The organism is Kitasatospora sp. NPDC017646, assembly GCF_044329365.1.
In the GTDB taxonomy this organism is placed as follows: domain Bacteria; phylum Actinomycetota; class Actinomycetes; order Streptomycetales; family Streptomycetaceae; genus Kitasatospora.
This window is the reverse complement of the sequence record NZ_JBIRJC010000006.1, coordinates 22803-44395: the sequence shown is the minus strand read 5'-3', so window position 1 is coordinate 44395 and position 21593 is coordinate 22803. Positions and strand designations below refer to the sequence as shown.

The window sequence follows — 21593 nt, the reverse complement described above, 5'->3', positions numbered from 1 at the left end:
GCCGGGCCGGCCCGCCGTGCTGTGCACCCGTCGCAGGGGCGCGAGCACACGGAGCGACGACTGTCGGTGCGGCGTGCTGCACTGGCGGATGGTCCGGATGTGTCCGGATGTGACCGATGAGACAGAACTTCACCGAGGAGAGTGCCGCGTGAGTGCCGAAACGACCGTGCCGTCCGCGCTGCTGGCCGGCGACGACGGTTCCAACTACACCGCGCGGCACCTGCTCGTCCTGGAGGGCCTGGAGGCCGTCCGCAAGCGCCCCGGCATGTACATCGGGTCCACCGACAGCCGAGGTCTGATGCACTGCCTCTGGGAGATCATCGACAACTCGGTCGACGAGGCGCTGGGCGGCTACTGCGACCGCATCGAGGTCCTGCTGCACCCCGACTCCTCGGTCGAGGTCCGCGACAACGGCCGCGGCATCCCGGTCGACGTCGAGCCCAAGACCGGGCTGTCCGGCGTCGAGGTCGTGATGACCAAGCTGCACGCGGGCGGCAAGTTCGGCGGCGGCTCGTACGCGGCCTCCGGCGGTCTGCACGGCGTCGGCGCCTCGGTCGTCAACGCGCTCTCCGCGCGGCTGGACGTCGAGGTCGACCGCAGCGGCCACACCCACGCGATCAGCTTCCGCCGCGGCACCCCGGGCATCTTCACCGAGGCCAGCCCGGACGCGCCCTTCGAGCCCGCCAACGGCCTCACCCGGACCCGCAAGGTGCCCAAGGCCCGCACCGGCACCCGCATCCGGTACTGGGCCGACCGGCAGATCTTCCTCAAGGACGCCAAGCTCTCCCTGGAGAACCTGCACAACCGCGCCCGGCAGACCGCCTTCCTCGTCCCCGGCCTGACCATCGTCGTGCGTGACGAGCGGCTCACCGAGAGCGAGCAGGTCGAGGAGTCGGTCTTCCACTACGACGGCGGCATCGCCGAGTTCTGCGAGTTCCTGGCTCCGGACAAGCCGGTCAGCGACGTGCTGCGGCTGCGCGGCGAGGGCACCTTCAAGGAGACCGTGCCGGTCCTGGACGAACTCGGCCACATGACCCCCACCGAGGTCACCCGCCACCTCGGCGTGGACATCGCGCTGCGCTGGGGCACCGGCTACGACACCACCCTGCGCTCCTTCGTCAACATCATCGCCACCCCCAAGGGCGGCACCCACGTCACCGGCTTCGAGCGCTCGCTGGCCAAGACCGTCAACGAGGTGCTGCGCGCCAGCAAGCTGCTGCGCGTCGCCGAGGACGACATCACCAAGGACGACGCCACCGAGGGCCTCACCGCCGTGGTCACCGTCCGGCTCGCCGAGCCGCAGTTCGAGGGCCAGACCAAGGAGGTGCTCGGCACCTCGGCGGCCAACCGGATCGTCGCGGCCGTCGTCGCCAAGGAGCTCAAGGCCTTCCTCACCTCGGCCAAGAAGGACCAGAAGCAGCAGGCCCGGGCCGTTCTGGAGAAGGTCGTCGCCGCCGCCCGCACCCGGGTCGCCGCCCGGCAGCACAAGGAGGCCCAGCGCCGCAAGACCGCGCTGGAGACCAGCTCCCTGCCCGCCAAGCTGGCCGACTGCCGCAGCGACGACGTCGACCGCAGCGAACTGTTCATCGTCGAGGGCGACTCCGCGCTCGGCACCGCCAAGCTCGCCCGCAACTCAGAGTTCCAGGCGCTGCTGCCGATCCGCGGCAAGATCCTCAACGTCCAGAAGGCCTCGGTGAGCGACATGCTCAAGAACGCCGAGTGCGCCGCGATCATCCAGGTGATAGGGGCCGGCTCGGGCCGCACCTTCGACATCGACCAGGCCCGCTACGGCCGGGTGATCTTCATGGCCGACGCCGACGTCGACGGCTCGCACATCCGCACCCTGCTGCTGACCCTCTTCCACCGCTACATGCGGCCGATGGTCGAGCAGGGCCGGGTCTTCGCCGCCGTCCCGCCGTTGCACCGGATCGAACTCACCAATCCCAAGCGCGGCCAGGAGAAGTACCACTACACCTACTCCGACGCGGAGCTGCGCTCCACCCTGTTGGAGTTCCAGCGCAAGGGGCAGCGCTGGAAGGAGCCGGTGCAGCGGTACAAGGGCCTGGGCGAGATGGACGCCGACCAGCTGGCGGAGACCACCATGGACCCGCGCCACCGCACCCTGCGCCGGATCAACCTGGGCGACCTGGAGCAGGCCGAGAGGATCTTCGACCTGCTGATGGGCAACGACGTCGCCCCGCGCAAGGAGTTCATCGTGGACTCGGCGGCCACCCTGGACCGCTCCCGCATCGACGCCTGACGCGCCCGGCCGACCAGGGCCCTCCACCCGTGGGTGGAGGGCCCTCGCGCTGCTGGTTCCACCTGGGGTCCACCCTGGCGCCGATCAGCGGGGAGTGCCGGATCCGTAGCGTCGGAGAGGTCAGCGAAAGCCTCTCCCCGGGACGGAGAACCTCCCATGACTGCCGTAGTCAACCTCCTCGTGATCGCCGCGGTGGTGGTCCTGGTGGTCCAGCGTCAGACGCGCGTCCAGCGCCTGGACACCGAGCGCCGCTTCTGGCTGCTGCCGCTGGTCCTGGGCGTGCTCGCGCTGCGCGATCCGCAGATCATCGACCACCGGCACGCCGCGCTGTCGGCCACCCTGCTCGCCGCCGGGCTGGTCACCGTGCTCGCGATGGGAACGGTCTGGGGCTGGACCGTGCGGATCTGGCGGGCCGCCGACGGCAAGGTCCTGGTCAAGGGCACCAAGGCCACGCTGGCCGCCTGGGGCGGGATGCTCGCCATCCGGATCGGCCTGTACGCGATCGGCTCGGCCCTGGGCGTCCACCAGGCGGGCAGCTCGTTGATGCTGGGCATGGCGGTCCTGCTGCTGGTCCGCTCGCTCGTGGTCAACTGGAGGGCCCGGACGCTGGAGCCCGCGCAGGCGACCGCCGTACTGCACTGATCCACCGCCGTGAGCACTGAGGAGGCACCCTTGCCCGGGTGGTACCGGACCCGCTGGCCGTCCCGGGAGGGGCTGGAGCGCGACGCCGAGAGCGTGCCGCGGCGGGTCCTCACCGTGCTCGGCCGGATCGTCCTGCTGGCCGTCGTCGGCTGGGGCACCTTCGCCGACGGCAAGTACACCGGCTGGGCGGTGCCGGCCGCGGCGGCCGGACTGGCCGCGGCCGCCGCCCTCTGCGTGGCGTTCCTCCAGGCCAGCCGGGAACAGCGCCCGGCCGCCTCCTACCTGCTGGCCGCCGTCCTGGTCGGGGCCGCCTGGCTGGCCAACTGGGGCCGGGCCTACACGCTCGCCGACCTGATCTGGGTGGGACTGGCCGTGATCGCGCTGGTCCGGCTGCCGTTCGCGCCCGCGCTGCTCGTCGGCACGGCCGCGCTGGGCTCGTACACCGTGGCCAGCTGGGCGAGTTGGCTCAGCGTCCTCGCCACCATCGGCGGGGTCGCCCTGCTCGGCTTCCTGCTCCGGCTGGACATCGAGGCGCGCGGCACCGCCCGCCGACTGCTGGTCCAGGAGCGTGCCGCCCGGGCCGCCGAGGCGGAGAGCGCGGCGCTCGCCGAACGGGCCAGGATCGCCCGGGAGATCCACGACGTGCTCGCACACAGCCTCTCCGCGCAGCTGGTCCACCTGGAGGCGGCCCGGCTGATGCTGGACGCCGGGACGGACCGCGAGCAGATCCGCGAACGGGTCGTCGCGGCACGGCGGATGGCGCAGGACGGACTGGCCGAGACCCGGCAGGCGCTGTCCGCGCTGCGCGGAGAGTTCACGCCGGTCGGGGAGTTCCTGGTGGAGCTGACCGAGCGGGAGCGGGCCCCGTTCACCGTGACCGGTACGCCCCGGCCGCTGGCCGCCGAGGCCGGCCTGGCGGTGCGGCGCACGGCACAGGAGGCGGTGACCAACGTGCGCAAGCACGCGCCGGGCGCCCGGTGCTCGGTCGAACTGCGGTACCTGGACGACGCGGTGGAGCTGGAGGTGCGCAACACCCGGGCGCCGCGCGGCCCGTCCGCGGAGCAGTCCTCCGGTGAGCTGGCCGTCAGCGGCAGCGGGTACGGTCTGCTGGGGATGCGCGAACGCGCGGAACTGCTCGGCGGCACCCTGCTGGCGGGCCCGGAGGACGGAGGGTGGCGGGTGTTGCTGCGGGTGCCGGCATGAACGGTGCGGTCACCAGGGTGTTGGTGGCGGACGACCAGACGGTGGTGCGCGAGGGCATCGTGATGCTGCTGGGGCTGCTGCCCGGCATCGAGGTGGTCGGCGCGGCGGCGGACGGGGAGGAGGCCGTCGCGCTGGTGGAGCGCCATCACCCGGACGTGGTGCTGATGGACCTGCGGATGCCGCGCGTCGACGGCGTCGAGGCGACCCGGCGGATCCGGGCCGCGCACCCGCAGACCGAGGTCGTGGTGCTCACCACCTACGCCGACGACGAGTCGCTGTTCCCCGCGTTGCAGGCCGGGGCGCGCGGCTACCTCACCAAGGACGCCGGTGGCGAGGAGATCGCCAAGGCCATCGCGGATGTCCGCTCGGGCGCGGCGGGACTCTCGCCGCAGGTTCAACTCCGTTTGTTGGAAAGGCTTTCGGAGTCTCCGGTGAAGTCCGCGCCGAATTCCGGCACGTCCGGCACGTCCGGCACGTCCGGCTCGCCCGGCGGGCCGACCGCGCCGACCGCCGCCCGGGCCGGGGGGCTGCCGGACGGGCTGACCGTGCGGGAGGCCGAGGTGCTCGCGCTGATCGCCGAGGGGCTCTCCAACGCCGAGATCGCCCAGCGGCTGTTCGTCAGCCAGGCCACCGTGAAGACGCACATCAACAACCTGTTCGCCAAGACCGCGGTGCGGGACCGTGCGCAGGCGGTCGCGTACGCCTTCCGCCACGGAATCACCGGTACGCAGCAGTAGTCGGATGACCATCCGTCAGATGATCGACCACCTCATTGAGTGAAGGTATCTGCGATGGTCAGGGACGGTGTCCGAGGCCCTCCATGATGGTTCGGGTCAGAACGCCCGGTCCGGCCCAGGAGCAGCAGTGCCACAGCAGCAGACCAGCAGTCCCGGTCAGGGGCAGCGATTCGACTGGTGGGCCACTCCGGCCGCCGACGCCGTGTCCGAGTCAGCTGTCGCGCCCCGCCGAACGGCCGTACCGGCCCAGCAGGGATCCACCCGTACGGCCGCCGCCCAGTCGGCCGCGGCCGCCGAGCCGGTGACCGCACCGCCCGTGGAGCCGCCGTTCGCCCGGCCCGTCGTACCAGCGGCACCGTCGGTCGCCCCGGCCGTCACGGCGCAGGAGCCGCCGGCGCCGGTGAGCACCACCGACAGCACCGAGGTCTACCGGAGCGTCCAGGCCAGCGCGGCCTTCCGGGACATCCGGCGCAGCTACCGGATGTTCGTCTTCCCGACCTGCGGCGCCTTCCTCGGCTGGTACCTGGTGTACGTCGGCGCCGAGGCCGTCGTGCCCGGTGTGATGCGCAGTCCGGTGGCCGGCCCGGTCAACGTGGCCTGGCTGCTCGGCCTGCTGCAGTTCGCCTCCACCTTTTTGCTCACCTGGCTCTACGCCCGCAACGCCCGGACCAGGCGCGACCGCGCCGCCCTGGGCCTGCGCTGGGACACCCAGGACCAGCTGCGATGACGGCCACCACCGGCGTGATGACCACCGCCACCCCGCCCCCCGTCGCCCCCACCGGCCAGCACCACGGCCTGGCGATCGTGCTGTTCGCCGTCATCGTCCTGGTCACCCTCGGCATCACCCTCTGGGTCGGCCGCCAGGGCAACGCCGCCGAGGACTTCTTTGCCGGCGGGCGCGACTTCACCCCGCTGCAGAACGGCTTCGCGCTCTCCGGCGACTACCTCTCCGCCGCCTCCTTCCTCGGCGTCGCCGGGCTGATCGCCCTGTACGGCTACGACGGAGTGCTCTACAGCATCGGGTTCCTGGTCGCCTGGCTGGTCGTGCTGATGCTGGTCGCCGAACTCGTCCGCAACGCCGGCCGGTACACCCTCGCCGACGTGCTCGCGCTGCGGCTGCGCCGCCGCCGGGTGCGGGCGGCGGCCGGCGGCGCCAGCGTCGTGGTCACCCTGCTCTACCTCGTCGCCCAGATGGTCGGCGCCGGTTCGCTGGTCGCCCTGCTGCTCGGCACCAACAGCGCCCAGGCCCGGACCTGGACCATCATCGCGGTCGGCGCCCTGATGATCGTCTACGTGACGATCGGCGGGATGCGGGCCACCACCTGGATCCAGATCGTCAAGGCCTTCCTGCTGACCGCGGGCTCGGTGCTGCTCACCGTGCTGCTGCTGGTGCGCTTCCACGGCGACCTCTTCGAGCTGATGCGCCAGGCCGCCCAGCACAGCGGCGCCGGGCACCGCTACCTCGAACCCGGGCTCAAGTACGGCGCCACGCTCACCAGCCGGCTGGACTTCTTCAGTCTGGGCCTGGCCCTGGTGCTGGGCACCGCCGGGCTGCCGCACATCCTGTCCCGCTTCTACACCGTGCCCACCGCCCGGGCCGCCCGCCGGTCCACGATGTGGGCGATCGGCCTGGTCGGCGGCTTCTACCTGATGGCCATCGCACTCGGCCTGGGCGCCACCGCGCTGATCGGCTCGGCCGAGGTGCGGCACGCCAACTCGGCCGGGAACACCGCCGTCCCGCTGCTCGCCCTGGTGCTCGGCGGCGGCAACGGAAGCACCGGCGGGGTGGTGCTGTTCGCACTGATCTCGGCGATCGCCTTCGCCACCATCCTCGCCGTGGTCGCCGGGCTGACCCTGGCCTCCTCCGCCGCCTTCGCCCACGACATCTGGGCCGGGGCCTGGCACGGCGGCCCGCGCCGCCGCCGCGGGGGAGAGGTCGCCGAGAAGCCCAGCGAGCAACAGGAGGTGGTGGTCGCCCGATTCGCCGCCGCCGGGATCGGCGCGGCGGCGATCGTGATCAGCCTCTACGCCCAGCAGCTGAACGTCGCCTTCCTGGTCGGCCTCGCCTTCGCGGTGGCCGCCTCCTCGAACCTGCCGGTACTGCTCTACAGCCTGTTCTGGTCACGGTTCACCGCCCGGGGCGCGGTCTGGTCGGTGTACGGCGGACTGGTCCCGGCGATCCTGCTGGTTTTCTTCTCGCCGGTGGTCTCCGGCTCCGGGACGGCGCTGTTCCCCGGCGTCGACTTCCACTGGTTCCCACTGGAGAACCCCGGCATCGTCTCCATCCCGCTCGGCTTCCTGGCGGGCTGGATCGGGACGCTCACCTCGCCCGAGCCCGCCGACGCGGATCGCTTCGCCGAGCTGGAGGTGCGCGCCCTCACCGGTGCGGGCGCGGCCTAGTCGCCGTGCCCCGGGAACCCCGGCGGGCTTGGGGCCGCCGGGGTTCCCCCCTGCCCGGGCGCTCAGGCCTGGGTGCTCCTCGCGGCCAGCCCGTAGCGGTGCTCGGGGCGGCCGGTGTCGCCGTAGCGCAGGGTCAGCCGCAGACGGCTGTCCCGTTCCAGCTGCTTGAGGTAGCGCTGGGCGGTCGAGCGGCTCAGTCCGGTGGCGTCGGCGACCTCCTGGGCGGACAGCGGCCGGCCCGCCCGTCGCAGCACGCCCAGGACCAGGTCGGTGGTAGGCGCCGAGTGGCCCTTCGGCAGTGCCCCGCTGGACGCGCCGACGCTGCGCAGGGTCGCGAACAGCCGGTCCACCTCGTCCTGGCCGGCCTCCCGGGCGGGTGCGGCCAGCGCGTGCCGCAGCTGGGCGTACGAGACCAGCTTGTCCCGCAGCCCGGCGAAGGTGAACGGCTTGACCAGGTACTGCAGCGCGCCGTGCTGCATCGCGGCGTGCACCGTGGAGACGTCCCGGGCGGCGGTCACCATCATCACGTCGCAGGCCACCTGCCGTTCCCGCAGCCGGCGCACCAGGGCGAGGCCGGTCTCGTCCGGCAGGTGGTGGTCGAGCAGCAGCAGGTCCACCGGGCGGCGCTCCAGCGCGGCCAGTGCCTCCCCGGCCGAGTGCGCGGTGCCGGTGACCCGGAAGCCCGGCACCTTGGCCACGTACGCGGCGTGCACGTCCGCGACCCGGAAATCGTCGTCCACCACGAGTACGTCGATCATCACGCCTCCACGAGCTGAGTGGTGAGCAGGGCTTCGGGCAGCTCGACGGTGAACCGGGCGCCACCCAGCGGGCCGGTGTCGAGCACGATCCGGCCGCCGGTCCGCTCGACCAGCCGCCGCACCATCGCCAGGCCCAGCCCGCGCGGACGGTGCGCGGGCGCGTCCTTGCTGGTCCAGCCCTCCTCGAAGACCTGCTCGCGCAGTTCCTCCGGCACGCCGGGGCCGCTGTCCGTGACCTGCAGCAGCAGGGTGGAGCCGGCCGCCGCCAGCGTCACCTCCAGCCGCCCGCCGACGCCCCCGCCCCCGCTCGGCGTCAGCGCGTCCACCGCGTTGTCGATCAGGTTGCCGAGCACCGTCACCAGCGCCCGGGCGTCCACCACCGTGTCCGGCAGGTGCGCCCCCGGGGCCAGCACCAGCCGCACCCCGCGCTCGCCGGCCACCGCCGTCTTGCCCGCCAGCAGCGCCGCCACGTGGGGGTCCTGCACCTGCTCGGCGATCCGGGCGGCGACCACGGCGTGCGAGCCCGACTGCTCGGAGATGAAGGCCACCGCCTGCTCGTGGCGGCCGAGTTCGAGCAGGCCGAGCAGGGTGTGCATGCGGTTGGCGTGCTCGTGGTCCTGGGCGCGCAGCGCCTCGGTCAGGCTGCGGGTGGTGTCCAGCTCGCGGACCAGCGACTCCAGTTCGGTCCGGTCGCGCAGGGTCACCACCGCCCCTTCGGTGGTGGCCATCCGGTTCACCACCAGCACCCGGTCGTCCCGTACGGCGGGCAGGTCGGTGCCGGTGATCCGCCCGGTCAGCACGTCGGCCAGCCGGCCCGGCGGCAGCACCCCGGCGATCGGGCGGCCGGTGCAGTCCCCGGGCAGGCCGAGCAGCCGGACGGCCTCGTCGTTGGCCAGCCGGATCCGGCCGCGCTCGTCCAGCGCCACCATGCCCTCGCGGATGCCGTGCAGCATCGCCTCGCGCTCGACCAGCAGCGCCGAGATGTCGGCCAGCGCGATGTTGTGGGTGCGGCGCTTGAGCCGGCGGGCCAGGGCGAGCGTGGCGACGGTCCCGGCGGCCAGGCCCGCGCCGGCGCACAGCAGGATGCCGGTGAGCATCTTCAGCAGGCGGCGGCGGATCGAGTCGTCGCTGATGCCGACCGACACCTCGCCGACGATCCGGCCGTCTGCCATCCGCAGCGGCACCTTGCCGCGCGCGGTGCGGCCCAGGGTGCCCTGCTGGATGGCGGTGACGCTGCGGCCGCCCAGCGCGGGCTCGGGGTCGGTGCTGACCCGCTGGCCGATCCGGTCCGGGTCGGTGTGCGAGAGGCGGATGCCGTCCAGGTCGGTGACCACGACGAAGCTGGCGCCGGTGGCCAGTCGGATCTGCTCGGCGTTGCGCTGCGCGGTGACCACGTCGCGGGTGTCGGCGGCCCGGGCGATCGTCTCGTCGGTGGCGGTGGCCTGGGCGATGGACAGCGCCCGCTGCATCGCGTCGTGGTCCAGCTCGCTGCTGACCGGGGCCAGGAAGAGCCCGGCGGTCACGGTGGTGACACCGACGGTGACGACGGTCTGGCTCAGCAGGAGCTGGGCGAAGACCCGGCGGGGCCAGTGGGGGAGCTTCATCCGGGCCTCCTCTCGGCGGCGGCGGTGCTACGGGGGCGGGGGTCGGGCCCGGGGTGCCGGGGGTGGGCTTCAGGCGACCGGGGTCGGGACACCCTATGTTTCCCGGGTGTTTCTGTCAGCCCGCGTCCCCGCAGTTGTAGCGGAAGCAAAACGAGCAGAACACCCTTCAACGCGGAGAAGTCGCACTACGCGGAGAAGGCTCCCGCCGGGGCCGGGCCCGCTCCTACCTTTCCGGGGCAGGCACTGACCCGGGAGGAATGAATGCGTGAGCGAGCGCGGCGAGTGAACCGTCGAGAGGTGCCACCGGTGCGAGGCACCCGCCGAGCGAAGCGAGGTGGGGAATGAGCACCCCGGCGATCGAGCTGACCGGCGCGACGAAACGCTTCCGCACCCCCTCCGGGGCGCTGCACACCGCTGTCCGCGATCTCGACCTGACCGTCGCCCAGGGCGAGTTCGTCGCCGTCGTCGGCCCCACCGGCTGCGGCAAGTCCACCACGCTGACCCTGGTCAGCGGCCTGGAGGAGCCCACCGAGGGCGAGGTCCGGGTGTACGGCGAGCCCGTGCGCGGGATCGACCCCAAGGTCGGGTTCGTCTTCCAACAGGACGCCGTCTTCCCCTGGCGCACCGTGCTGTCCAACGTGATGGCCGGGCCGCGCTTCCGCGGCGTGCCCGCCGCCGAGGCCAGGGAGCGGGCGCGGGACTGGCTGGGCCGGGTCGGCCTCGCCGCCTTCGAGGACCGCTACCCGCACCAGCTGTCCGGCGGCATGCGCAAGCGCGTCGCGCTCGCCCAGACCTTCGTCAACGACCCGACCATCCTGCTGATGGACGAGCCGTTCTCGGCGCTGGACGTGCAGACCCGCGCCCTGATGTCCGATCAGCTGCTGGAGCTGTGGGCCGGCACGGGTTCGTCGGTCGTCTTCGTCACCCACGACCTGGACGAGGCCATCGCGCTCGCCGACCGGGTCGTCGTGATGACGGCCGGGCCCGCCACCGTCAAGGAGATCTTCACCGTCGACCTGCCACGACCGCGCACCGTGGAGGCCGTCCGGCTGGAACCGAGGTTCGTCGAGCTGTACCGCGAGATCTGGGCCTCGCTCGGCGAAGAGGTGCGCATCACCCGGGAGAGAGGAGCGGGTCGTGCCGCTTGAGACCGCGTCCGAGACCGCCGCGACCGCGGCCGGGAAGTCCCCGGCCGCCACCACGAGGACCGAGGCCCGCGAACGGGCCGCCCGCAACCGCCGGTTGACCGTCTTCGCGGCCCGGGCCGGGGTGCTGGTCGCCTTCCTCGGGCTGTGGGAGGTGTGTGCCCGCACCGAGGTCATCGACCCGTTCAACTTCTCGCAGCCGTCGAAGATCTGGGACCAGATCTGGCAGTGGATCACCCACGGCACCGCCCAGGGCTCGTTGGGCGAGCAGATCGGCTACACCCTCTACGAGGCCCTCACCGGCTGGGTGATCGGCGTGGTCTGCGGCGTGCTGCTGGGCATCGCGCTCGGCCGGATCCGCTTCCTGGCCGACGTGTTCGGGCCGTACGTCAAGGTGCTCAACGCCATCCCGCGCATCGTGCTCGCCCCGATCTTCCTGATCTGGTTCGGCCTCGGCCCGGCGTCCAAGGTCGCCTCCGCGGTGGTGCTGGTGTTCTTCCCGGTGTTCTTCAACGCCTTCCAGGGCGCCCGCGAGGTGGACCGCAACCTGGTCGCCAACGCCCGCATCCTGGGCGCCGACAACCGCAGGGTCACCCTCCAGGTGGTCATCCCCGCCGCCACCACCTGGATCTTCACCAGCCTGCACGTCAGCTTCGGCTTCGCGCTGATCGGCGCGATCGTCGGCGAGTACATCGGTGCCACCAAGGGCCTCGGCCTGCTGGTCGCCGCCGCCCAGGGCACCTTCAACGCGGCCGGGGTGTACGCCGCCATGACCATCCTCGCGGTCGTCGCGCTGCTCACCGAGGGGCTGCTGACCTTCGCCGAGAAGAAGCTGTTCCGCTGGAAGCCCGCCGACGCGGGCGACGGCCGCTGACCACCCGGTCGCTGAGCACCCCCCGATCCCAAGGCCGCTGAGCACCCCCCCGATCCCAAGGCCGCTGAGCACCCCCCCCGATCCCAAGGCCGCTGAGCACTCCCCAATCGCAGGGCCGCTGGGCTCCCCCCAGCCCACAGAGTCGCTGAATCCGCTGAACCCCCCCGCTCGTAAGAAGAGAGAGGCTCCCCCGTGATGCGCAGATCCGCCGTCGCCGCCCTCGCCGCCGTCCTGCTCCTCCCGCTCTCCGCCTGTGCCAACGACGCCGCCACCTCCGCCCACGGCGCCGCCCCGGCCGGCAAGCAGGTCGACGGACCCAAGGTCAAGATCATGGTCGGCGGCCTGGACAAGGTCATCTACCTGCCCGCGATGCTCACCCAGCGGCTCGGCTACTTCGCCGACGCCGGCGTCAACGTCGAACTGCTCACCGAGCCGGCCGGCGTCAACGCCACCACCGCACTGCTGGCCGGCGACGTCCAGGGCGCCGTCGGCTTCTACGACCACACCATCGACCTCCAGGCCAAGGGCAAGCACGTCGAGTCCGTGGTGCAGTTCGCCCAGGCCCCCGGCGAGGTCGAACTGGTCTCCACCAAGCAGGCCGACGCCATCAGGTCCGGCGCCGACTTCAAGGGCAGGAAGCTCGGCGTCACCAGCATCGGCTCCTCCACCGACTTCCTCACCAAGTACCTCGCGGTCAAGAACGGCGCCTCCGTCAGCGAGTTCAGCCCGATCGCCGTCGGCGCCGGCCAGACCTTCGTCGCCGCACTGCAGCAGGGCAGCATAGACGCCGGGATGACCACCGACCCGACCGTCGCCAACGTCCTCGACAAGGGCCTCGGCAAGATCCTCTACGACATGCGCACCCCCGAGGGCTCGCGGCAGGCGCTCGGCGGGCTCTACCCGTCGTCCTCGCTGTACATGAGCACCGAGTGGGTGGAGAAGAACAAGGACACCACCCAGAAGCTCGCCGACGCCTTCGTGAAGACCCTCAAGTGGATGTCCACCCACAGCCCGGAGGAGATCGCCGCGCAGATGCCCGCCGACTACGCCCAGGGCGGCGCCGCCCAGTACGCGGCGGCGATCAAGTCCACCCTGCCGATGTTCACCACCGACGGGGTGATGCCGGCCGACGGGCCCAGGACCGTGCTCGCGGTGCTCGCCGCCTTCCACCCCGACGTCCAGGGCAAGGAGGGCACGATCGACCTGTCCAGGACGTACACCACGGAGTTCGTCGGCAAGGCCGCCGGCTGAGGCCCCCACCGCCGCGGTCCCGCGCTCACCCCCACGGGCGCGGGGCCGCCGCTACACGCCCCTGACCGACAGCACGTCCATCCGCGACGGCGTCCCCACCGCCTTGCCGCAGCTCTCCGGTCGCGGCGGCTCGCTCACCGTCTCGATCACGTCCACCTCCCAGGCCCGGCCGTCCCGGTGGATCACGCGCACCAGCCAGCGGCCCTCGCCGTCCGGGCGCTGCGCCACGGTCAGCGCGTCGACCCGGGTCTCGCCGGTCGCCAGCCGCACCGCGTGCTCGGCCGCCTGCCCGGGGCGCTCCCAGCCCGAGCAGCCCCGCGACCACTCCGGCACCATGTGTCCGGCCGCCGTCGCCGCCAGCACCTCCTTGGCGCTCTCCGGCGTCAGCCGTCCGTACGCGTAGCCGTACGGCAGCACCAGCATCGTGGGGGCGAAGCGGTGCCCGCCCAGGTGGGTCACCTCCCACACCTCGCTGTGCCCGGCCCCCGCCAACTGCGCGGCGAGCGGACGGCCCAGCAACGCGCAGCAGCGGTCCCGGCGGCCGTTGGTGCACACCAGCGCCAGCGGGACGCCGACGTGCTCCGCCCCGAAACCCGTGTGGTCACCGGCGCCCAGCGCCGCGAAGTCCAGCTCCAGCAGCACCGCCGGGTCCGCCACCTGCGCCTGGCGCACCCAGCCGCGGCCCGGCACCGTGTGCGCGACGACCACCTCGTGCCGCGCCGTCGGCGGGCGGTCCGCGTGCCGGCCCGGCCGCCGGATCAGCGCCACCCGCACGCCCGTACCGGCCGCGGCGGCCTCCAGCGCTCGCCCGGTCGCCCGGTCGAGGTGGCTCTCGCCCAGTGCCTTCGCACCCCACGGGCCGTTCTGCTCCACCAGCAGCCAGGTGGTCGCCACCGCGGCGGTCGCGGTCAGCGGCTCCGAAAGTTCACGCGAAAGGGTCGTACAGGTGCTCATCTAGGCAAGGCTACCCTCAGCGGTTAGGCCCGGCTCAGGGGCCGGCAAGGGGCCCCGACCCGCCGGAGCGGGAGCCTGCGGACCCGCCGCAGCGGGAGCCTCCGGACGCCGCAGGGCGGGGCGCCCGCAGGCACCCCGCCCTCCGTCTCCCGGTCACGCCGGGCCGGCGACCACCGCGATCGGAGTCGTCACCGGAGTGCCCGAGCCGTCCCGGCGCGGGTCGCGCTCCGGCAGGTCGACCGGCGCGCCCTTGGCGGTGGCGGCCCGGGCCGGGGCGGCGCCGACCCAGGCGAACGCCAGGCCGTCCTCGCCGCGCAGGAAGCGCTGGCAGCGCACGCCGCCGGTGGCCCGGCCCTTGCGCGGGTACTGCTCGAACGGGGTGACCTTCCAGGACGTCTGCTCGTCACCCGACAGCGTGCCCGAGGCCGCCGCCACCGAGACCACCACTGCGTCCGCGGCCGGATCCACCGCCGTGAACGACAGCACCCGGGCGCCGTCCGCGAGCTTGATGCCCGCCATGCCACCCGCCGGGCGGCCCTGCGGACGGACCTGCCCCGCCGGGTAGCGCAGCAGCTGGGCGTCCGACGTGACGAAGACCAAGTCCTCCTCGCCGGTGCGCAGTTCGACCGCGCCCACCAGCTCGTCGCCCTCCTTGAGGGCGATCACCTCGAACTCGTCCTTGTTGGCGGGCCACTCCGGCACCACCCGCTTCACCACACCCTGCACCGTGCCCAGCGCCAGCCCCGGCGAGGACTCGTCCAGCGTGGTCAGCGCCAGCACCCGCTCCCCGGCCTCCAGCCGCAGGAACTCTCCCACCGCGGCGCCGCCCGCCAGCGTCGGTGAAGGCGTCGGCGGCAGCGCCGGCAGGTCGATCACCGGCAGCCGCAGCACCCGGCCCGCCGACGTCACCACACCCACGTCCGCCCGCGCCGTGGCCGGCACCGCCGACACGATCACGTCGTGCTTCGCCCGCTTCTCCGACAGCTCGAACGGCTCGCCGTCCGCCGTCCGCGCCAGCAGTCCCGTCGAGGACAGCAGCACCCGGCACGGGTCGTCCGCCACCTCCAGGGGCACCGACAGCGCCGCCGACGGAGCCGCCCCCGCCTCCAGCAGCACCGTCCGCCGCTCCGTCCCGAACTGCTTGGACACCGCGCCCAGTTCGGACGACACCACGCTGCGCAGCTTGCCGTCCGACTCCAGGATCTCGGTCAGCTCCGCGATCTCCGAGGTCAGCTTCGCCTTCTCCTGCTCCAGCTCCACCCGGTCGAACCTGGTCAGCCGGCGCAGCGGGGTGTCCAGGATGTACCCGGTCTGCGTCTCCGACAGCGAGAAGCGCTCCATCAGGCGCTCCTTCGCCTGCTGGGCGTTGTCACTCGACCGGATGATCGCGATGACCTCGTCGATGTCGACCAGGGCCACCAGCAGACCCTCGACCAGGTGCAGCCGCTCCTCCCGCTTGCGGCGGCGGAAGTCGCTGCGCCGGCGGACCACGGTGAACCGGTGGTCGACGTAGACCTCCAGCAGCTCCTTCAGCCCCAGCGTCAGCGGCTGCCCGTCCACCAGCGCCACGTTGTTGATGCCGAAGGTCTCCTCCATCGGCGTCAGCTTGTAGAGCTGCTCCAGCAGCGCCTCCGGCACGAAGCCGTTCTTCACCTCGATCACCAGCCGCAGCCCGTGCTCGCGGTCGGTCAGGTCCTTGACGTCCGCGATGCCCTGCAGCTTCTTCGCGTTGACCAGGTCCTTGATCTTCGAGATGACCTTCTCCGGGCCGACGTTGTACGGCAGTTCGGTCACCACGATGCCCTTGCGGCGCGCCGTCACCGACTCCACCGTCGCCGTCGCCCGGATCTTGAACGTGCCGCGGCCCGACTCGTACGCGTCCCGGATCCCCGACAGGCCCACGATCCGCCCGCCCGTCGGCAGGTCCGGCCCGGGTACGAACCGCATCAGCGTGTCCAGGTCCGCGGTCGGGTGCTTGATCAGGTGTCGGGCCGCCGCCACCACCTCGGACAGGTTGTGCGGCGGCATGTTCGTCGCCATGCCCACCGCGATGCCCGTCGCGCCGTTCACCAGCAGGTTCGGGAACGCGGCCGGCAGCGCCAGCGGCTCCTGCTCGCTGCCGTCGTAGTTGGGCCCGAAGTCGACGGTGTCCTCGTGGATCGACTCCACCATCGCCATCGAGGCCGCCGTCAGCCGCGACTCCGTGTAGCGCATCGCCGCCGGCGGGTCGTCGTTGCCCAGCGAACCGAAGTTGCCGTGCCCGTCGATCAGCGGCAGCCGCATCGAGAACGGCTGCGCCATGCGCACCACGGAGTCGTAGATCGACGCGTCACCGTGGGGGTGCAGCCGACCCATCACCTCGCCCACCACACGGGCGCACTTCACGTGCGCGCGGTCCGGACGCAGGCCCATCTCGTTGGCCTGGTACAGGATCCGGCGGTGCACCGGCTTCAGACCGTCCCGCGCGTCCGGCAGCGCACGCGAGTAGATCACCGAGTAGGCGTACTCCAGGAAGGAGCCCTGCATCTCGTCCACGACGTCGACGTCGAGGATCCGCTCCTCGAAGTCTCCGGGCGGCGGGGTCTGCGAACTGCGGCGGGCCATCGCGGCGGGGCTCCCTTACGTGTCGCTGGCTGGGTCGTCGGTCGGTCGTCGGCCGTCGGTCAAATCGTCGGACGGACGTCGCCGTCCTGCTTCGCCGTCCTGCCGCCGCGACCCGTCAACCGGGCGCGGTCAACAGGGCGCGGCGCCCCCATTGTGGACCCTCGCGCCGACACTCCCGGTCAGCGGCCCTCTTCCGCCCCTGGCGAACGCCACTTCCGCGCGGGCACGAACGCGCCTCCCGCGCGTTGCACCACAATGGGGGACGCCACACGAACCCCGACATCGACGACGGGAAGGACCCGAGCGCATGGCCAACCCGGCCCCCGCCTCCAGCCGAGGCATCGCCATCACCGAGCACCGCCTGGCCAACGGCCTGCGCGTCGTCCTCTCCGAGGACCGCCTCACCCCGGTCGCCGCAGTCTGCCTCTGGTACGACGTGGGCTCCCGCCACGAGGTCAAGGGCCGCACCGGCCTGGCCCACCTCTTCGAGCACCTCATGTTCCAGGGCTCCGCCAACGTCTCCAACAACGGGCACTTCGAACTCGTCCAGGGCGCCGGCGGCTCGCTCAACGGCACCACGAGCTTCGAGCGCACCAACTACTACGAGACCATGCCCGCCCACCAGCTGGAGCTCGCGCTCTGGCTGGAGGCCGACCGGATGGGCTCCCTGCTCGCCGCCCTCGACGAGACGTCCATGGAGAACCAGCGCGCCGTCGTCAAGAACGAGCGCCGCCAGCGCTACGACAACGTCCCGTACGGCACCGCCTTCGAGAAGCTCACCGCGCTGTCCTTCCCCGACGGCCACCCGTACCACCACACCCCCATCGGCTCCATGGCCGACCTCGACGCCGCCACCCTGGAGGACGCCCGCGCGTTCTTCCGCACGTACTACGCGCCCAACAACGCGGTGCTGTCCGTCGTCGGCGACATCGACCCCGAGCGGACCATCGCCTGGGTCGAGAAGTACTTCGGCTCCATCCCCTCCCACGACGGCAAGCAGCCCCCGCGCTCCGGCGAACTCCCCGACACCATCGGCCGCGAGATCCGGCAGAACCTCACCGAGGACGTCCCCTCCCGCGCCCTGATGGCCGCCTACCGCCTGCCGCAGGACGGCACCCGCGAGGCCGACGCCGCCGACCTCGCCCTCACCATCCTCGGCAGCGGCGAGTCCAGCCGCCTCTACAACCGGCTCGTCCGCCGCGACCGCACCGCCGTCGCCGCCGGCTTCGGCCTGCTGCGCCTCGCCGGTGCCCCCAGCCTCGGCTGGCTCGACGTCAAGACCTCCGGCGACGCCACCATCGCCCAGATCGACGCCGCCGTCGACGAGGAACTCGCCCGCTTCGCCGCCGAGGGCCCCACCGCGGAGGAACTCGAGCGAGCCCAGGCCCAGATCGAGCGCGAGTGGCTCGACCGGCTCACCACCGTCGCCGGCCGCGCCGACGAACTCTGCCGCTACGCCGTCCTGTTCGGCGACCCCAAGCTGCTGAACGACGCCCTCCCCAAGGTCCTCGACGTCACCGCCGAAGAGGTCCAGGCCGTCGCCCAGGCCCGGCTCCACCCCGACAACCGGGCCGTCCTCGTCTACGAGCCGACCGCGACCGCCGACGACGCTTCCGACGCCGCTTCCGAAGAGGAGGGTGCCGCCGTATGAGCACCGACTACGTCCCCGCGATGACCTTCCACCCCCAGCCCCAGCCCGGCACCCCGGGCCCGTGGGCGTTCCCCGCCCCCGAGCGCGCCGCCCTCGGCAACGGCATCACCGTCCTGCACTGCCACCGGCCCGGCCAGCAGCTGGTCGCCGTCGAGGTCCTCCTCGACGCCCCGCTCGCCGCCGAGCCCGAGGGCCTCGACGGCATCGCCGCCATCCTCGCCCGCGCGCTCAACGAGGGCACCGACACCCTCACCGCCGAGGAGTTCGCCGGGGAACTCGAGCGCGCCGGCGCCACCCTCGACGCGCACGCCGACCACCCCTGCATCCGGGTCGCCCTGGAGGTCCCCGCCTCCCGGCTCCAGCGCGGGCTGACCCTGCTCGCCGACGCCCTGCGTGCCCCCGCCCTCCCCGCCGAGGAGATCGAGCGACTCGTCGCCAACCGCCTCGACGAGATCGTCCACGAGCAGGCCAACCCCGCCCGGCGCGCCGCCAAGGCCCTCTACGCCGAGCTCTTCGACGCCGCGGACCGCCTCTCCCGGCCCCGCAGCGGCACCGCCGACACCGTCAAGTCGATCGACCGTGCCGCCGTCAAGGCCTTCTACGACGCCCACGTGCGCCCCGCCACCACCACCGTCGTGGTGGTCGGCGACCTCACCGGCGTCGACCTGCCCGACCTGCTGGAGAGCACCCTCGGCACCTGGACCGGCTCCGCCGCCGAACCCTCCGTCCACGCCCCCGTCACCGGCGACGACCGCGGCCGCGTCGTCATCGTCGACCGCCCCGGCTCCGTCCAGACCCAGCTGCTGATCGGCCGGATCGGTCCCGACCGCCACGACCCGGTCTGGGCCGCCCAGATCCTCGGCACCTACTGCCTCGGCGGCACCCTCACCTCCCGCCTCGACCGCGTCCTGCGCGAGGAGAAGGGCTACACCTACGGCGTCCGCGCCTTCGCCCAGCCGCTGCGCTCCGCCGCCGACGGCAGCGGGCGCTCGCTGCTCGCCATCAGCGGCTCGGTGGACACCGCCTCCACCGCCCCCGCGCTCGCCGACACCTGGACCATCCTGCGCGACCTCGCCGCCGGGGGCCTCACCGACGCCGAGCGCGACGAGGCCGTGCAGTTCCTGGTCGGCGTCGCGCCGCTGAAGTACGAGACCGCGGGCTCGGTCGCCGGGACCCTGGCCGACCAGGTCGAGCAGTACCTCCCGGACGACTACCAGGCCGAGGTCTACCGGCAGCTGGCCGAGCTGCCCACCGCCGCGGCCACCGAGGCCGTGGTCGCGGCCTTCCCGCCGGACCGCCTGGTCACCGTCCTGGTCGGCGACGCCGCCGCGATCGAGGACGACGTGCGGGCGCTCGGGATCGGCGAGGTCACCGTCATCAGCTGACGCCAGTCGTCGTCGTCCGGCCCGGTGGAGCGCCTCTGCTCCGCCGGGCCGGACGCGTTCCTAAATCCGTTGCGGGCCCCGGTGGTTCCGTGGATAGATGTTCCCCGACGCACAGCACGTGCGAACTGCGAACTGCGACGAACGAAGGGAGGCGGTCACCGTGCGGGTCGAGCGAGAGATACGACGACGCTCCCCAGGGCCGTTCCTCCCCTGTTCCGCTCCGGCTGCCTGAGCCCAGCCGTTCCCTGAACTTCCCCGAGCCGCGCCGGGATTCTCTTCGCGCGGCATGCCCTTCCTCTGAACTCCCCGACCGCTGGAGGTCGTTCAACCATGACGTACACCGAGGTGCCCGGTATTCGGGTTCCGATCCGGATGTGGACCGATCCGGCGACGGTCGAGGGCCAGACCCTGCAGCAGCTGCGCAACATCAGCTCCCTGCCCTGGCTGTACGGTCTCGCCGTGATGCCCGACGTCCACCTGGGCAAGGGCGCGACGGTCGGCTCCGTCATAGCCATGAAGGACGCGGTCTGCCCGGCGGCCGTCGGCGTCGACATCGGCTGCGGGATGAGCGCGGTGAAGACCTCGCTCACCGCCGAGGACCTCCCGGACGACCTCTCCGGCCTGCGCGACAAGATCGAGCAGGCCATCCCGGTCGGCCGCGGCCTGCACACCGACCCGGTCGACCCGACCAAGCTGCACGGCTTCCGCGCGGCGGGCTGGGACGACTTCTGGCAGCGCTTCGACGGGGTGGCGGACGCGGTCAAGTGGCGTCGCGAACGTGCCATGCGGCAGATGGGAACGCTCGGAGCCGGCAACCACTTCTGCGAGGTGTGTTTCGATACGGAAGGAAATGTCTGGTTGATGCTGCACTCCGGCTCCCGCAACATCGGCAAGGAGCTGGCCGAGCACCACATGGGCGTCGCCCGGTCGCTGCCGCACAACCAGGGCCTGGTCGACCACGACCTCGCGGTCTTCCTCGCGAAGACCCCCGAGATGGCCGACTACCGCCAGGACCTGTTCTGGGCGCAGGAGTACGCCAAGAACAACCGAGCGGTGATGATGGCGCTCTTCCAGGACGCCGTCCGCAGTGAATTCCCCAAGGCGAAGGTCACGTTCGACGACGTCATCAGCTGCCACCACAACTACGTCGCGGAGGAGCGGTACGACGGCGTCGACCTGCTGGTGACCCGCAAGGGCGCGATCCGGGCCGGCTCCGGCGACTTGGGGATCATCCCGGGTTCGATGGGGACGGGCTCCTACATCGTCCGCGGCCTGGGCAACGCGGCTTCGTTCAACTCCGCCTCGCACGGCGCCGGCCGCAAGATGAGCCGCAACGCCGCCAAGAAGCGGTTCACCACGCGGGACCTGGCCGAGCAGACCAAGGGCGTGGAGTGCCGCAAGGACAGTGGTGTCGTCGACGAGATCCCGGGCGCCTACAAGAACATCGAGAAGGTCATCGAGCAGCAGAAGGACCTGGTCGAGGTGGTCGCGCACCTCAAGCAGGTGGTCTGCGTCAAGGGCTGAGCGAGTGGGGGCGAAAAGCCGATCGGGGTGGGGGGGCGCCGGGGGGGGGGGCCCCCGCCCCGGCGGGGGGGGGGGGGGGGGGGGGGGGGGGGGGGGGGGGGGGGGGGGGGGGGCGGGTCCCCCACCCACCGGGGGGGGGGGGGGGACGGGGGGGGGGGGGGGGGGGCCCCCCCCGGGGGGGGGGCCCCCCCGGGGGGGCCCCCCCCCCCGATCGGGCGGCTGCGAGGCTCAGGCGGCGGCGGGGAGCTCGTCGAGGCCTTCGGAGACCAGCTTGGCGAGGCGGTCGAGGGCGTCGTCGGCGCCGGGGGCGTCGGAGGCCAGGATGACCTCCTCGCCGCCCTGGGCGCCCAGGCCGAGGAGGCCGAGCATGGAGGCGGCGTTGACCGGGTTGCCGCCCGGCTTGGCGATGGTGATCGGCACGCCGGTCGCCGTGACGGCCCGGACGAAGATCGAGGCGGGACGGGCGTGCAGGCCCTCGGCCCAACCGATGGTGACGCGGCGCTCAGCCATGAGACGTGCCTTTCCGGTGAAGCTGGTCACGGCCGTGCTCGGGGGAGCGGGGGAAACGACCGTGTTGTCTAGACCAGTGTCGCACGCAGAC

17 protein-coding genes are annotated in these 21593 nt (G+C 72.6%); 12 read left to right on the top strand and 5 right to left on the bottom strand.

Annotated features, from left to right (window positions below; all coding sequences use genetic code 11):
- Positions 1-148: 148 nt before the first annotated feature.
- The 6 genes from ACH4J0_RS12365 to ACH4J0_RS12340 all read left to right on the top strand — a co-directional run bounded on the left by ACH4J0_RS12365 (position 149) and on the right by ACH4J0_RS12340 (position 7242).
- Entirely contained in the window at positions 149-2260 is a 2112-nt protein-coding gene (locus tag ACH4J0_RS12365) for a type IIA DNA topoisomerase subunit B (protein WP_396239039.1), read from the top strand.
- 156 nt (positions 2261-2416) lie between these two features.
- The gene (locus ACH4J0_RS12360) at positions 2417-2902 is read left to right on the top strand and encodes a DUF1453 domain-containing protein (protein WP_396239037.1); all 486 of its coding nucleotides are present in this window, start codon (positions 2417-2419) and stop codon (positions 2900-2902) included.
- 30 nt (positions 2903-2932) lie between these two features.
- Positions 2933-4105, top strand: coding sequence for a sensor histidine kinase (locus ACH4J0_RS12355; protein WP_396239035.1), 1173 nt, complete (start codon positions 2933-2935; stop codon positions 4103-4105).
- On the top strand, positions 4102-4842 hold the full coding sequence (locus tag ACH4J0_RS12350; RefSeq protein ID WP_396239033.1) for a response regulator: 741 nt from the start codon (positions 4102-4104) through the stop codon (positions 4840-4842). The genes ACH4J0_RS12355 and ACH4J0_RS12350 overlap by 4 nt, the downstream gene beginning before the upstream one ends.
- A gap of 127 nt (positions 4843-4969) precedes the next feature.
- Positions 4970-5569, top strand: a complete 600-nt coding sequence (locus ACH4J0_RS12345) for a DUF485 domain-containing protein (protein ID WP_396239031.1) — start codon at positions 4970-4972, stop codon at positions 5567-5569.
- Positions 5566-7242: a cation acetate symporter gene (locus tag ACH4J0_RS12340; RefSeq protein ID WP_396239029.1), complete on the top strand. Its 1677-nt coding sequence runs from the start codon at positions 5566-5568 to the stop codon at positions 7240-7242. The genes ACH4J0_RS12345 and ACH4J0_RS12340 overlap by 4 nt, the downstream gene beginning before the upstream one ends.
- A gap of 62 nt (positions 7243-7304) precedes the next feature.
- On the opposite strand, the gene ACH4J0_RS12335 is transcribed toward ACH4J0_RS12340, so the two are convergent.
- Together ACH4J0_RS12335 and ACH4J0_RS12330 are read right to left on the bottom strand one after the other, a co-directional pair.
- The gene (locus ACH4J0_RS12335) at positions 7305-8000 is read right to left on the bottom strand and encodes a response regulator (RefSeq protein ID WP_396239027.1); all 696 of its coding nucleotides are present in this window, start codon (positions 7998-8000) and stop codon (positions 7305-7307) included.
- Positions 8000-9604: an ATP-binding protein gene (locus ACH4J0_RS12330; RefSeq protein WP_396239025.1), complete on the bottom strand. Its 1605-nt coding sequence runs from the start codon at positions 9602-9604 to the stop codon at positions 8000-8002. The genes ACH4J0_RS12335 and ACH4J0_RS12330 overlap by 1 nt, the downstream gene beginning before the upstream one ends.
- Positions 9605-9945: 341 nt before the next feature.
- Between ACH4J0_RS12330 and ACH4J0_RS12325 the strand changes: the two genes are divergently transcribed.
- The 3 genes from ACH4J0_RS12325 (at position 9946) to ACH4J0_RS12315 (ending at position 12874) form a co-directional block, all read left to right on the top strand.
- Positions 9946-10752 carry an ABC transporter ATP-binding protein gene (locus ACH4J0_RS12325; RefSeq protein ID WP_396239023.1) on the top strand — a complete coding sequence of 269 codons (807 nt, stop codon included), beginning with the start codon at positions 9946-9948 and terminating at the stop codon, positions 10750-10752.
- Positions 10742-11623 (top strand): ABC transporter permease, encoded by an 882-nt coding sequence (locus tag ACH4J0_RS12320; RefSeq protein ID WP_396239021.1) that lies wholly within the window; start codon positions 10742-10744, stop codon positions 11621-11623. Before ACH4J0_RS12325 ends, ACH4J0_RS12320 begins: the two co-directional genes overlap by 11 nt.
- A gap of 195 nt (positions 11624-11818) precedes the next feature.
- Positions 11819-12874 carry an ABC transporter substrate-binding protein gene (locus tag ACH4J0_RS12315; protein WP_396239019.1) on the top strand — a complete coding sequence of 352 codons (1056 nt, stop codon included), beginning with the start codon at positions 11819-11821 and terminating at the stop codon, positions 12872-12874.
- A 51-nt stretch (positions 12875-12925) separates the two neighbouring features.
- Here the strand turns inward: ACH4J0_RS12315 and ACH4J0_RS12310 are convergent, their stop codons facing one another.
- Together ACH4J0_RS12310 and ACH4J0_RS12305 are read right to left on the bottom strand one after the other, a co-directional pair.
- The gene (locus tag ACH4J0_RS12310) at positions 12926-13828 is read right to left on the bottom strand and encodes a sucrase ferredoxin (RefSeq protein WP_396239017.1); all 903 of its coding nucleotides are present in this window, start codon (positions 13826-13828) and stop codon (positions 12926-12928) included.
- A gap of 153 nt (positions 13829-13981) precedes the next feature.
- Positions 13982-16432: a DNA topoisomerase (ATP-hydrolyzing) subunit A gene (locus ACH4J0_RS12305; protein WP_396239015.1), complete on the bottom strand. Its 2451-nt coding sequence runs from the start codon at positions 16430-16432 to the stop codon at positions 13982-13984.
- Positions 16433-16739: 307 nt separating this feature from the next.
- Here ACH4J0_RS12305 and ACH4J0_RS12300 point away from each other — a divergent pair, with 307 nt between their 5' ends.
- The 3 genes from ACH4J0_RS12300 to ACH4J0_RS12290 all read left to right on the top strand — a co-directional run bounded on the left by ACH4J0_RS12300 (position 16740) and on the right by ACH4J0_RS12290 (position 20992).
- Entirely contained in the window at positions 16740-18083 is a 1344-nt protein-coding gene (locus ACH4J0_RS12300) for a M16 family metallopeptidase (RefSeq protein ID WP_396239013.1), read from the top strand.
- Complete coding sequence (locus ACH4J0_RS12295; RefSeq protein ID WP_396239011.1) at positions 18080-19468, top strand: M16 family metallopeptidase; 1389 nt, start codon at positions 18080-18082, stop codon at positions 19466-19468. The genes ACH4J0_RS12300 and ACH4J0_RS12295 overlap by 4 nt, the downstream gene beginning before the upstream one ends.
- Positions 19469-19798: 330 nt before the next feature.
- The gene (locus tag ACH4J0_RS12290; protein WP_396239009.1) at positions 19799-20992 is read left to right on the top strand and encodes an RtcB family protein; all 1194 of its coding nucleotides are present in this window, start codon (positions 19799-19801) and stop codon (positions 20990-20992) included.
- A gap of 228 nt (positions 20993-21220) precedes the next feature.
- On the opposite strand, the gene ACH4J0_RS12285 is transcribed toward ACH4J0_RS12290, so the two are convergent.
- Positions 21221-21502, bottom strand: a complete 282-nt coding sequence (locus ACH4J0_RS12285) for an HPr family phosphocarrier protein (RefSeq protein WP_396239007.1) — start codon at positions 21500-21502, stop codon at positions 21221-21223.
- Positions 21503-21593 lie beyond the last annotated feature (91 nt).